Annotated in this window: 11 protein-coding genes; 1 reads left to right on the top strand and 10 read right to left on the bottom strand. The window is 43.2% G+C overall.

Features of this window, described 5'->3' with window-relative positions:
* Positions 1-101: 101 nt before the first annotated feature.
* Both gndA and HCJ66_RS00725 read right to left on the bottom strand, forming a co-directional pair.
* Positions 102-1,520, bottom strand: coding sequence for an NADP-dependent phosphogluconate dehydrogenase (gene gndA / locus HCJ66_RS00720; RefSeq protein WP_187131421.1), 1,419 nt, complete (start codon positions 1,518-1,520; stop codon positions 102-104).
* 130 nt (positions 1,521-1,650) lie between these two features.
* Positions 1,651-2,736 (bottom strand): M20/M25/M40 family metallo-hydrolase, encoded by a 1,086-nt coding sequence (locus HCJ66_RS00725; RefSeq protein WP_187131422.1) that lies wholly within the window; start codon positions 2,734-2,736, stop codon positions 1,651-1,653.
* Positions 2,737-2,864: 128 nt separating this feature from the next.
* Between HCJ66_RS00725 and prli42 the strand changes: the two genes are divergently transcribed.
* Positions 2,865-2,960 (top strand): stressosome-associated protein Prli42, encoded by a 96-nt coding sequence (prli42, locus tag HCJ66_RS00730; RefSeq protein WP_187131423.1) that lies wholly within the window; start codon positions 2,865-2,867, stop codon positions 2,958-2,960.
* Positions 2,961-3,332: 372 nt separating this feature from the next.
* On the opposite strand, the gene HCJ66_RS00735 is transcribed toward prli42, so the two are convergent.
* The 8 genes from HCJ66_RS00735 to ahrC form a co-directional block, all read right to left on the bottom strand.
* Positions 3,333-4,589 carry a dihydrolipoamide acetyltransferase family protein gene (locus HCJ66_RS00735; protein ID WP_187131424.1) on the bottom strand — a complete coding sequence of 419 codons (1,257 nt, stop codon included), beginning with the start codon at positions 4,587-4,589 and terminating at the stop codon, positions 3,333-3,335.
* A gap of 15 nt (positions 4,590-4,604) precedes the next feature.
* Entirely contained in the window at positions 4,605-5,588 is a 984-nt protein-coding gene (locus HCJ66_RS00740) for an alpha-ketoacid dehydrogenase subunit beta (protein ID WP_181675573.1), read from the bottom strand.
* A 57-nt stretch (positions 5,589-5,645) separates the two neighbouring features.
* A complete protein-coding gene (locus tag HCJ66_RS00745; protein WP_187131425.1) occupies positions 5,646-6,632 on the bottom strand; it encodes a thiamine pyrophosphate-dependent dehydrogenase E1 component subunit alpha in 987 nt (328 codons plus the stop codon).
* 22 nt (positions 6,633-6,654) lie between these two features.
* Complete coding sequence (lpdA, locus tag HCJ66_RS00750; protein WP_187131426.1) at positions 6,655-8,079, bottom strand: dihydrolipoyl dehydrogenase; 1,425 nt, start codon at positions 8,077-8,079, stop codon at positions 6,655-6,657.
* A 2-nt stretch (positions 8,080-8,081) separates the two neighbouring features.
* Positions 8,082-9,155 carry a butyrate kinase gene (gene buk, locus HCJ66_RS00755; RefSeq protein ID WP_187131427.1) on the bottom strand — a complete coding sequence of 358 codons (1,074 nt, stop codon included), beginning with the start codon at positions 9,153-9,155 and terminating at the stop codon, positions 8,082-8,084.
* 120 nt (positions 9,156-9,275) lie between these two features.
* A complete protein-coding gene (locus tag HCJ66_RS00760) occupies positions 9,276-10,151 on the bottom strand; it encodes a phosphate acyltransferase (protein WP_187131428.1) in 876 nt (291 codons plus the stop codon).
* A gap of 146 nt (positions 10,152-10,297) precedes the next feature.
* Complete coding sequence (gene recN, locus HCJ66_RS00765) at positions 10,298-11,995, bottom strand: DNA repair protein RecN (RefSeq protein WP_187131429.1); 1,698 nt, start codon at positions 11,993-11,995, stop codon at positions 10,298-10,300.
* 17 nt (positions 11,996-12,012) lie between these two features.
* Positions 12,013-12,462 carry a transcriptional regulator AhrC/ArgR gene (gene ahrC / locus HCJ66_RS00770; protein ID WP_036078600.1) on the bottom strand — a complete coding sequence of 150 codons (450 nt, stop codon included), beginning with the start codon at positions 12,460-12,462 and terminating at the stop codon, positions 12,013-12,015.
* Positions 12,463-12,601 lie beyond the last annotated feature (139 nt).

The following is a 12,601-nucleotide window of genomic DNA, read 5'->3' on the forward strand; positions in this document are numbered from 1 at the left end:
CAGCCTCTCGGAAATTTCGTGGCCTCCGTAAAAGTCAAAAGAGGACTTTCACTGCGCCCCCTAACAATTTCTGTCGAGGCAAACGGGCTCTTTCAGCACTTCTATTCATCAATCTCCGGCCACTCTGTATGGAATACTCCTGCTTTATCCACGCGTTCATACGTGTGTGCGCCGAAGTAATCGCGTTGGGCTTGGATTAGGTTTGCGGATAGTACTTCTGAGCGGTAGCTGTCATAATAGCTAATCGCTGCTGTGAATGTTGGTACTGGAATTCCTGCTTTTACAGATTCAGCTACTACTTCACGCAATGCATCTTGGTAGTTATGTGCGATATCCTTGAAATAAGGATCTAATAATAAGTTGTTTAAGTTCTTATCATTATTGTATGCATCTGTGATTTTTTGTAAGAAACGAGCGCGGATAATACAACCAGCGCGGAAAATTTTCGCGATTTCGCCGTATTGTAAATCCCAATCGTATTCATCTGATGCAGCTTTCATTTGCGCAAAACCTTGGGCGTAAGACGCGATTTTACTGAAATACAACGCGCGACGTACAGATTCTACGAAGGCTTTTTTATCACCATTGAAGGAATAGTTGCTTGGGCCAGACAAAACACTGCTCGCATGTACGCGTTCGTCTTTTAACGCAGAAATGTAACGTGCAAATACGGATTCTGTGATAAGGGAAAGCGGTACACCAAGGTCTAGAGCGCTTTGACTTGTCCATTTACCTGTTCCTTTTTGGCCGGCTTTATCAAGAATAACATCAACAATCGGCTTACCTGTTTCAGGGTCTTTTGTTTTCACGATGTTTTTCGTGATTTGGATTAAGTAACTATCGAGTTCGCCGTCATTCCATTCTGTGAATACGTCGGCAAGTTCGTCGTTCGTTAAGCCGCCGATTTGTTTTAGGATCGTGTAAGCTTCAGCAATTAGCTGCATGTCGCCGTACTCAATACCATTATGCACCATTTTCACATAGTGTCCAGCGCCGTCTGGGCCGATGTAAGTCACACAAGGTTCGCCGTCCGCAATAGCCGCAATCTCTTGCAAAATTGGAGCGACTAAATCGTAAGCTTTACGTTGACCACCAGGCATGATAGAAGGTCCTTTTAACGCGCCTTCTTCCCCACCAGAAACACCAGTTCCGATAAAATTAAATCCTTCTTCGCTTAGCGTTTTGTTGCGGCGGATCGTGTCTTTAAAGAACGTATTCCCACCATCAATCAAAATATCGCCTTGGCTTAGGAAAGGCTTGACTGCATCAATCATCATATCAGTCGCCGCACCTGCTTGTACCATTAATAGAATACGACGAGGTACTTCGATGGAGTTAACAAACTCCTCTAAGTTATACGTAGGAACCAATTTTTTGTCGCTATGTGCTTCTGCGACTGCTTTCGTTTTTTCGCTAGAGCGGTTAAAAATCGATACACTGTAACCACGACTTTCAATATTTAAGGCCAAGTTGCGACCCATTACGCCCATTCCGATAACGCCAATTTCTTGTTTTGCCATTTTTCACATTCGTCCCTTCTCATTCGAGTCATTCGTTATAATGAATGCTGCCATTTTCTCAACACTCATAACTATATCAAAACTTTGGTGCTACGGCAACGAAACGAACCCGAATTTAGCGAATTTATTGTTAGTTTGTCGTGATTTTTATTATTTCTAGAAGGAGCTTCACGAGTTTTTCTAGCTCTGTAACCGCAATTCGCTCGCTTGTCGTGTGCGGATTTTCAAAGCCAGCCGCGAGGACGAGAAATGGAATGCCGCGGTCATTGAAAACATTCGCATCCGTGCCTCCTTCAAGCTGTAACGCTTTTTGAGGAAAACCGAGTTCCTGCATAGCACTGGACGCAACTTTGCAGATATGGCTCGTTTCTGGAAGGCTGAAATGATGATAGCTCATATGCGTCACATCTTGCACATCAGCCTTATATGTAATGCCAGTCTCAATGAATATTTGCTTAATCTGCTCAACAAACGGCAAACAAATTTCAAGTGGAACATCTGCCGAGAACTCCGAGAGAATCGTCACTTTTTCATTGCCATTTTCTAAAACCTCGCCACCAAAATGATACACTTGCCAAATAACACCAGTATCCAGTGTGAAATTTTGGCGAATTTTCTTCATCGCATCACGAGCGATTTGGATGGCTGATTTTTCGTGAGGCACACTGACTTCAATCCAAAAATCCAATTGCAGATGCGTTTTACTTGTGCGGATCATGCCACCGACTGCACCTGGCGCGTCTAAACAATAGCCATACGCAGCATCGACAAGGTCGAGATCAAATAATTTTGCGCCGGTCAATCCCTCTTCTTCTTTCGTTGTAAAAATAAATTCGACTTGGCCATGCGGTTCGTCGCTGTTGGCTAGTATTTCTGCCGCTGCAAGCATCGCAGCTACACCGCTTTTATCATCGGCGCCAAGGATAGCACGATTTGCTGTTTCGACATAACCGTTTGTGATAATAACTTCTGGCGGGACGGGCGACGTGGCGGTGTCCAAATGCGCGGAAAATGCGATGACAGGCACTTGTTCTAGAGCTTCGTTAGTTGCTTGGATTGTTGCCACTAGGCCTGATTGCTGTTTGCTAAGTTGTACGGGTACGCCAAGTTGTTTAAAAAAAATCTGGATATATGTCATAATTTCCTGCTCCTGGCCAGAATTGGACGGGATTGCGACTAATTCGAGAAAAACGTCTTGTACGTTAATTTGTGTCATTTTATTCACCTCCGTCTTGCTTTTTAAAAAATATTAGCTATTTCCTACTAATTTCACTTGAAATTCTCACATAAAGTAAGTATGATAGAGATATCGAGATTTTTATTTGGAAGGAGCCGTCTCATTTTATGTCTAACAAAAAAGTTGCTAGAGTTATTGTGATTTTGATGCTTGTTGCGATTGTAGCCTCTTCTGTTTTAACAGGGGTATTGATGTTCCTATAATTGGTAATTGAATATGCGCTTGAAAGGCCACATGGATAATGTGGTTTTTTTGTTGTGCTGTGTGTAAGATTTTTTTTAATGGATTAAACGCTCGCTTTGCTCTCGCTTATGTTGCGGTTGTAATTCACTTTGTTCATAACAGCCGGGAAGGATTAACCGTTCGTTTCACTCTCGCTTATATTGGGGTTGTAATTCACACTCGTTCATAACAACCCCAACAAAAAAGAGCGATAGCGTATTTAAACGTACCACTCAAGACATCTAGGGAGTTTAGGGGTATGGATCTAGATGTATTATTTTTATACCCGCTGTTATTTTTGTTAAACATTGGGTATTTCAAATTTAATTACCCCTATTATCTCCTATTTATTTTCAGTAGATTGGTGTGTTTTCTTTGGTGATTGTTTCGATATTTTCTTTCACTTTACTTAGGAATCTACCAGCTACCAGGCCATCTAGAATACGATGATCGATGGATAGGCAGAGGTTTACCATATTTCGAATGGCAATCATATCGTCAATTACGACGGGACGTTTCACGATGGACTCGACCTGCAGAATGGCTGCTTGTGGATGGTTAATAATTCCCATCGATTGCACAGAACCGAACGATCCGGTGCTGTTAACTGTGAATGTCCCACCTGACATATCATCCTGCGTCAATTTCCCAGCGCGTGCTTTTGCTGCTAATTCTGTGATTTCGCGGGCGATGCCTTTAATCGACTTTTCGTCTGCGTGTTTGATAACTGGAACGAAAAGGTGATTATCGGTAGCTACGGCGATGGAAATGTTAATATCCGCACGTTCGATGATTTTGTCACCAGCCCACGTACTATTTAGAATTGGATATTCTTTCAGCGCTTGTGCAACGGCTTTGACGAAAAAGGCGAAATAAGTGAGTGAATAACCTTCTTCGGCTTTAAATTTGTTTTTTAGGGCATCTCGGTGGCGTACTAGGCCAGTTGCGTCTGCTTCTACCATCATCCAAGCGTGTGGAATTTCATGTTTGCTCGATACCATATGTTTGGCGATTGCTTTTCGAATGCCATCTACTGGAATTTCTCGATCACCGACTTGACTTGTTGGCATTGGTGCACTTGGCTGTTGTTGTGGTGCTGCTTTTGGTTCCGATACTTCTGGTTTCGGAGCGATTGGGGCACCATTTTCGACATAAGCAAGAACATCTTTGCGCGTAATTCGACCGTCACGACCAGTTCCGCTGACGTTGCCTAAATCGATACCGTGTTCTGCTGCAAGAGTTAAGACGGCAGGCGAGAAGCGACCTGTCGCGGCACTTTGTTTAACGGATGCTTTTTTCGGCGTGGTCGCAGCTGGTTCTGGTTTTGGAGCTACTTCTTCTGCAGATGATTCCGCAGATTCCGAGCCGCCTTCTGTTTCTATCATACAAATAACGGCGCCAACATCAAGCGTCTCGTCTTCTACTGCAATCAATTCTTTAATCGTTCCGGTAAAGGAAGACGGGATTTCAGCAGTTACTTTATCGGTTAATACTTCTGCTAAGGCGTCGTATTTATTTACGTGGTCACCAGGTGCGACTAACCATTGACTAATCGTTCCTTCTGTTACGCTTTCACCAAGTTGTGGCATTGTAATTTTTTCAAGTGCCATTATTTTTTCACTCCTTTAAAATTCCGCTAAATCACGCATCGCTTTTTCTACTTTGTCAGGGTTGATCATGAAATATTTCTCCATCGTTGGTGCAAAAGGCATCGCCGGCGTATCTGGTCCAGCTAAGCGTTTAATTGGTGCGTCTAAATCGAATAAGCAGTGCTCCGCGATGGTTGCAGCCACTTCACCAATAATGCTGCCTTCTTTATTATCCTCGGTAACAAGGAGGACTTTCCCCGTTTTCTTAGCTGCCTCTATGATTGCCTCTTTATCTAACGGATAAATCGTTCTTAAATCTAAAATTTCCGTTTCAATACCATCGCTTGCTAATTTCTCAGCAGCTTGTTGGGCAAAATGAACAGCTAAACCATACGTAATAACCGTCAAATCGTCACCTTCACGAACCACATTTGCTTTTCCAATTGGAACGGTATAATCTGTGTCTGGCACTTCCCCTTTAATTAGGCGATACGCGCGTTTGTGTTCTAAAAATAGAACGGGATCGTTGTCGCGAATCGCGGCTTTTAGAAGTCCTTTTGCGTCATACGGACTTGATGGCATCACGATTTTCAGACCAGGCTGCCCCGCGAAAACTTTCTCGATGGATTGGGAATGGTAAAGAGCCCCGTGCACGCCACCACCATAAGGCGCGCGAAAAACAATCGGACAGCTCCAATCATTGTTGGAACGATAACGAATACGCGATGCTTCCGAGATAATCTGATTCACGGCAGGCATGATAAAATCGGCAAATTGCATCTCAGCGACGGGACGCATGCCATACATCGCAGCACCAATTCCAACACCAGCAATTGCAGATTCGGCGAGCGGTGTATCCAGCACGCGATCTTCGCCAAATTGGTCGTAAAGTCCAGCAGTTGCTTTAAAAACGCCGCCTTTTTTCCCGACATCCTCTCCTAAAATAAATACGTTCTCATCTCGCTCCATCTCTTCACGAAGCGCAGCCGTAATAGCATCAATATATGAAATGACAGGCATTTTTATTCCTCCTAATTCGAAAGGGCCTAAACAATTACCCTAACGTAAATAAATCGCTTATTGTTCTTCGTAAACGTGTAATAGCGCGGACTCCGGATCAGCATAACTTGCATTCTCTGCATAGTCTGTTGCCTCGTTGACTAGTGCCATTACTTCTTTTTCGAAGGCTTCTTTTTTGGCATCATCCAGCAAGCCGAATTCTTCCAATTCTTTCGTATAAACAGCGAGTGGATCGCGTTCTTTCGCTTTGTTAACTTCCTCCAGCGTACGGTAACTTCTATCGTCATCGTCTGAGGAATGCGGCGTAAAGCGATATGTCATCGTTTCAATCAAGGTCGGACCTTCTCCGCGACGAGCGCGATCAGTGGCTTCCTTGAATGCTAAGTAAACTTCTGTCATATTGTTACCGTCGACGCGAACGCCCGGGATACCGTAACCTAAAGCACGATCAGATAGTTTTTCAGCGGCATATTGCTTTTCAACTGGGACAGAAATCGCGTACTGGTTGTTATGAATAACGAAGACGACTGGCAATTTATGAACACTTGCAAAGTTGATACCTTCATGAAAATCGCCTTGGTTGGATGATCCTTCACCAGTTGATGCATAAGCAACGATTGGATCTTTCTTCATTTTAGCGGCAAGTCCGATTCCAGCTGCATGCGGAAATTGGGTAGTTACCGGTGAACTTTGCGTAACAATACGATTCGCTTTTTGACCGAAATGGGCTGGCATTTGACGTCCGCCCGAGTTCGGATCTTCGGCTTTAGCAAACGCACTTAGCATAATATCGCGCGCCGTCATGCCGAATGACAGAACGACAGCTAAATCGCGATAGTACGGTAGGCAGTAGTCTTTTTCTAAGTCAAACGCAAAAGCCGCCCCAATTTGAGCGATTTCTTGCCCTTGTCCTGATATCGTGAACGGAATTTTTCCAGAGCGGTTGAGTAACCATAAACGCTCGTCAATACGTCGTGTTAATAATAGTTTTTGGTACATTTCTAATAAGGTTTCATCTGATAAACCTGTTTCTCTTAATCCCATTGTCAAATTTCCTCCTTATTTGTTATCCATGAATAGCAAGGCCGTCAACTGCTAGTGCAGCTTCGCCAAACGCTTCTGCAAGTGTTGGATGCGGGTGAATCGTGCTACCAATTTCAAATGGTGTCGCGTCTAGCACGTGTGCTAATGCCGCTTCTGAAATCATGTCTGTCACGTGTGGTCCAATCATAAAGACACCCAGCAAATCATTTGTTTTCTTGTCAGCCACCACTTTGATGAAACCCTCTGATTCGCCGTAGACAAGCGCTTTGCCGATGCCGCGGAAGAAGAACTTCCCAGTTTTCACGTCAAAACCTTGCTCTTTTGCCTGTTCTTCCGTAATTCCAACGCTAGCAATTTCTGGCGATGTATAAGTACAGCGCGGTACATGATTGTAGTTAATCGCAGGTTGCGGATTGCCGCTGATGTCTTCTGCCGCAATAATGCCCTCTTCCATCGCGACATGTGCAAGTTGCATACCACCGATGCAATCACCAACCGCGTATATGTGACTTTCCTTCGTTTGGAAATTGCTCGCGACTTGAATCACGCCTTTTTCGACAATAATATCTGTGTTTTCTAAGCCGATATTTTCGACATTTGCGCTTCGACCCACTGAAACGAACATTTTTGAAGCGGTAAACGTCTGTTCTTGCCCTTTGACAACGGCTTTTATTTCAACGCCGTCAGCTGTTTTTTTGTACGTGTCCGCTTGCACTTCAGCGCTAGTCACGATATTTATTTTTTTCTTTTTGTATAGTCGGTGTAATTCTTTGGAGATATCTTTATCTTCGGTTGGGAGAATGCGGTCGCTGTATTCAATGACGGTTACTTCTACGCCGAAATCGTGTAACATCGAAGCCCATTCCATTCCGATCACGCCGCCACCAACGATAATGATGGATTCTGGCAGAGTTTCCAATTGCAAAGCACCATCAGAGGATAAGACGAATTCTTCATCAAACGCCAAACCTTTGAGCGCGCGTGGCTTAGAACCAGTTGCGATAATCAGGTTTTTCGGAATAAGCATTTCGTTTTCGCTACCATCTGCAAATTCCACAGAAATCGTGCCCGCAGTTGGCGAGAAAATGGATGGCCCGAGAATTGTCCCCTTGCCCTCATACAAATCAATCTTCCCTTTTTTGAAAAGTTGCTGAATCCCGCTTTCCAATTGGTCGACGATACCTTGCTTACGTTCCTGCGCTTTTATAAAACTAAATGTTGGTTCCGGAGTTTCAATGCCAAATGCAGCAGCTTTCCTCACGGTTTGCAGTACTTCTGCCGAACGTAGTAGCGCTTTACTTGGGATACAACCACGATGTAAACATGTGCCTCCAAGTCTATCTTTTTCGACAACAGCAACGGTCAATCCTTTTTGTGAGGCGCGAATCGCAGCGACATAGCCACCCGTTCCACCGCCCAATACTACTACATCATACTCTTTTGCCATTTCTATTCCTCCCCATGGTAAACTTTCGCTTCTTCTATTCCTTGTAAAATTCGCTGTGCTCCTTCGTTAAGCGCGGCCATCTCATCTTCACCAGGCTCGGTCATAATCGGTGCTATCCAGTGAATATATTGGCTGATTTCTTTCACAAACGCGGCACTTCTAGCTAGACCACCTGTCAAAATAATGGCGTCCATTTGACCTTTTAGAACCGCGGCATTAGCGCCAATTTCTTTAGCAACTTGATACGCCATTGCTTCAAAAAGTCCTTGCGCTTCTTTATCTCCATCCTGTATTTGCCGCTCGATATCGCGTAAATCATTCGTCCCTTTGTAAGAAACGAGTCCGCCACGACCGACAATTTCGTTATGTAAAGCCTCTTTTGTGATTTCTCCTGAAAAAGCCCAATCAAGAAAACTAGCCATTGGGAGTGAGCCGGAACGTTCTGGACTCATTGGTCCATCGCCATCTAGCGCATTGTTGACATCGATTACGCGTCCCATTTTATGCGCACCAACAGAAATGCCACCACCCAGATGTGCCACGATAAAGCTAGACTCCTCGTAAGTTTTACCAAGTTTATTTGCGACATTTCTAGCTACCGCTTTCTGATTCAATGCATGAAAAATACTTTGTCGCTCGATATGTGCGTTTCCAGAAATTCGTGCGACTGATTCTAATTCATCAACGACAACGGGATCCACAATATAAGCAGGAATACCATAATCATCTGCTATTTTTCGTGCCAGCAGTCCACCTAAATTGGAAGCATGTTGCCCAGAAACACCAATTTCTAAATCTCGTTGCATTGCCTCGTTCACATCATATGTGCCACCAGCGATTGGTCGAAGTAAACCGCCACGACCCACAACAGCTGCCAATTGAGTCAAATCCGCCGTTGCAATCGCTTCTTTCACGAGTTGATAACGAAATTCGAATTGTGCCATCACATTTTCAAACGTTGCGATTGTCTCGCGCGGATGTGATATTTCTTCCGTCAAAATAACAGCATCGCCTTGGAATAAAGCGACCTTTGTCGATGTTGATCCTGGATTAATTGCTAAAACCAGAAATGCCATGTCCTTTTACCTCCATGTGAATCAAGATATCCTTCTCCGACCTATTGTAACATGCGCCCATCACAAACTGAAAAAGCTTTGCACCCCAACACTTGAAATCGTTTTATTCAAAGTTTTGTATCATTTTCCGATCATTCCAACTGTTAGTATTAATGAGGCAAGTTTGTTATCTGCTGAGTCGCTTCTAGAGGCGATGACGACAGGGACTTTCACACCAGCAATAATGCCACCGACTCTAGCTCCTGCAAAGTAAACCAGGGATTTATATAGGATATTTCCAGCCTCAATCGAAGGGACAATCAAAATATCAGCATCACCAGCAACATCACTGACAATGTTTTTATGCAGCGCGGCCGTTTTGGAAATCGCATTATCAAATGCAAGCGGGCCTTCCACAGATGCATCGCTATCAGGGAATGCTTTAAAATACGCGGCAACTTGAGCAGCTTGAACAGAAGAATGCATTTTGGGATTCTCTTTTTCTACAGCGCTCAAAATCGCCACTTTCGGCTTCTCAATACCCAGTTTGCGCGCTACTTCAATCGCATTTTGTGTAATTTGAATCTGTTCTTCCTCATTCGGCGCAATATTCATCGCGACATCAGAGACAATTAATGGCTTATCATACGCCGGAATTTCAAACACCGAAACATGAGATAACAACGCTTTATCGCGTAATTGATATTCGCGCTTTAAAATCGTTTTTAAAATAAGTCCAGTTGGTAGATTCCCTTTCATCAGGATATCTGCCTCCTTCTTAACTACGGCCTCTGCCGCTTTTTCGGCAGCCTCTTGCTCCGACGTTGTTGCGATAATACGTACATTTGGCGATTGGATGGTCATGGATTTCTCATGTCCAAATAATAAAAAGTCAGCAATACCAAGTTTTAGCGCTTGCTCCACGACTTCTAAAATAACAGGATCATCCGCCCCTGCGATAGCAATTGTCACATTTCTGCGCGGTTTTACAGGATCAAATATTGATTTTTTTGTCATAAAAAGCCTCCTAATTTGCGATTTTCACAGAAAAAAACCTACATCTCAAATTAGTAGTTGTTTTTATGACCAGGTAATAAAAAATACTACCTCATCATTGTAAGCAAATTTCTTTTGAGATGCAAGCTATTTAATTCATTTTTAGGTTACGTTTGCTTTTGTGCTTTGATTTTCATCGCTTGCGTAAGCATTTCATTCGCATGTTGTTTCGTCACATCGGTCACTTCAATACCCGCAATCATGCGACTAATTTCCTCAATTTTCTCATCGCCAGAAAGCGACATAACGGAAGTCATCGTGCGGTTTTCCGTCGTTGCTTTAGAAATATAGAAATGATGATCCGCCATCGCAGCGACTTGCGGTAAATGAGAAATACAGAGTACTTGCGAACCAATGGCTACAGCGTAAATCTTCTCAGCAATTGCTTGTGCCACGCGTCCGCTAACACCTGTATCGACCTCATCGAAAATAATCGACGTAATACCTTGATGTCTCGAAAAAATGGTTTTGAGTGCCAACATCATACGGGAAAGCTCGCCACCAGATGCCACTTTGGAAAGGGCTTTTAGCGGTTCACCTGGGTTGGTACTCATATAGAATGCAACTTTGTCAACACCGTTTTCTGTGAATTCATTGGTTTGTGTAGCGAAATGGACTTGGAAAATCGCTTTTTCCATATAGAGTTGATTCAGTTCATTTTTAATTTGCTTTCCGAGTTGTGTTGCTGCTTTTTGTCGAATTGCAGTTAGTTCGGAAGCTAATTCACTTAAACGATTCTTCGCTTTCTCTAAATCTTGTTCGAGTTGACCAAGATGTGTTTCGCGATCTGATAATTCTAGGATTTCCTGATCGATTTCTTCGCTATACTGAATAATCGCCTCAACCGTTTTGCCGTATTTCCGTTTCAATTGGCTTAATTCATTTAGCCGCGTTTCAATCGTATCTAGTTCGTCCGGTTGGAATTCTAGCTTATCAAGTTGTTGCCGAATCTGCATCGCGCTTTCTTCCAATAAATAAAAACTAGATGCGACAGATTCACTAAGCGCCTTGTATTCTGGTAAAATATCGCTAGCTGTTTCCACATGGCGCATCGCCTCAGAGATGAATTCGAGACCGCGTTCTTCCCCTTGAAGCGCCGTATAGGCATTTTGCAGACTTTCGTTGATTTTCTCGAAATTTGCCAGAACGTGCTTTTGCTCAACTAGGCCCTCTTCTTCACCTAACCGCAGATTGGCGCTCGCAATTTCATCTTGTTGAAAACGAAGCATGTCCAAACGTTGCGCAAGTTCTTGTTCGTTTTTTGTCCAATTACGCCATTTTGTCTTCATTTCCGTATAGGCCGCGTATTCCGTCTGATAACTTGCAAGTGTAGGCTCGATATCTTTCCAAGCAAACCGGTCCAGAAGCTGCAAATGAAACTCATCATTCATCAATTCCTGATGCTCATGTTGACTATGAATATCAATAAGCCGTGACCCAATTTCGCGCAAAACAACTGTTGTCGCCAGTTTCCCGTTAATTCGGCACGTATTTTTGCCACTTTGAAATAGCATACGTTCCAAAACAACCATACCGTCACTTGCGTCGATTCCGTTGTTTTCTAGCGCTTCTAAGCAACCTTTATTTTGCGGATTAATCGTGAACAAGCCTTGAATTTCGAGCTTTTCTTCCCCATGTCTAATAAAATCAACAGAACCTCTGCCACCAACAAGAAGACCGAGCGCATCAATAATAATCGATTTTCCAGCGCCGGTCTCCCCTGTCAGAACAGTCATACCTTCTTGAAAAGATAGATTTAAAGATTCGATGATAGCAAAATTTCTAATCGTTAGTTCTTGTAACAAATCTATTCACCTCAAATTTAGAGCATCTCAATAAAACGCTCGGCTAATACTTTCGCTTCGGCTTCACTTCTGCAAATAATTAAACATGTATCATCTCCGCACAAAGAGCCAACCTTTTCTTCCCAATTCAAATTATCAATCAAGGCTCCAATCGCATTTGCGTTACCGGGCATGACTTTTAAAATGAGCATAAATTGCACGGTCTCGACGCTGATAAATGCGTCTACAAGGGAACGTTTCAACTTTTGATGTGGGTTAAAACGATTATCAGCAGGTAGACTGTACTTGTAGTTTCCAGTTTGTGTCGGAACTTTCACCAGGTGCAATTCTTTAATATCGCGGGAAATCGTGGCTTGGGTGACTTTGACATCTCTTTTTAGCAATAACTCAACTAGATCTTCTTGTGTTTCGATTTCATTTGATGTTACGAGTTCTCTAATAATAATATGACGATGACCTTTATTCATTATTTCTCACCTCACGAACTTTTTCTCTCTTACATCTTAGCCCAAAACGAGCGTAAAGTCACGGATTTAACTTAAAAAAAGTTTCTAAACAGTCGTATGCATGTGAAAAAGCTAAAATAAGGGCTTAAAATGCGCAGAA

The organism is Paenilisteria portnoyi (genome assembly GCF_014322795.1).
GTDB lineage: Bacteria > Bacillota > Bacilli > Lactobacillales > Listeriaceae > Listeria_A > Listeria_A portnoyi.

Bases quoted from the DNA above. Each gene is read 5' to 3' on its own strand.
- gndA (WP_187131421.1), bottom strand. From the start codon at position 1,520: ATGGCAAAACAAGAAATTGGCGTTATCGGAATGGGCGTAATGGGTCGC.
- HCJ66_RS00725 (WP_187131422.1), bottom strand. From the start codon at position 2,736: ATGACACAAATTAACGTACAAGACGTTTTTCTCGAATTAGTCGCAATC.
- prli42 (WP_187131423.1), top strand. From the start codon at position 2,865: ATGTCTAACAAAAAAGTTGCTAGAGTTATTGTGATTTTGATGCTTGTT.
- HCJ66_RS00735 (WP_187131424.1), bottom strand. From the start codon at position 4,589: ATGGCACTTGAAAAAATTACAATGCCACAACTTGGTGAAAGCGTAACA.
- HCJ66_RS00740 (WP_181675573.1), bottom strand. From the start codon at position 5,588: ATGCCTGTCATTTCATATATTGATGCTATTACGGCTGCGCTTCGTGAA.
- HCJ66_RS00745 (WP_187131425.1), bottom strand. From the start codon at position 6,632: ATGGGATTAAGAGAAACAGGTTTATCAGATGAAACCTTATTAGAAATG.
- lpdA (WP_187131426.1), bottom strand. From the start codon at position 8,079: ATGGCAAAAGAGTATGATGTAGTAGTATTGGGCGGTGGAACGGGTGGC.
- buk (WP_187131427.1), bottom strand. From the start codon at position 9,155: ATGGCATTTCTGGTTTTAGCAATTAATCCAGGATCAACATCGACAAAG.
- HCJ66_RS00760 (WP_187131428.1), bottom strand. From the start codon at position 10,151: ATGACAAAAAAATCAATATTTGATCCTGTAAAACCGCGCAGAAATGTG.
- ahrC (WP_036078600.1), bottom strand. From the start codon at position 12,462: ATGAATAAAGGTCATCGTCATATTATTATTAGAGAACTCGTAACATCA.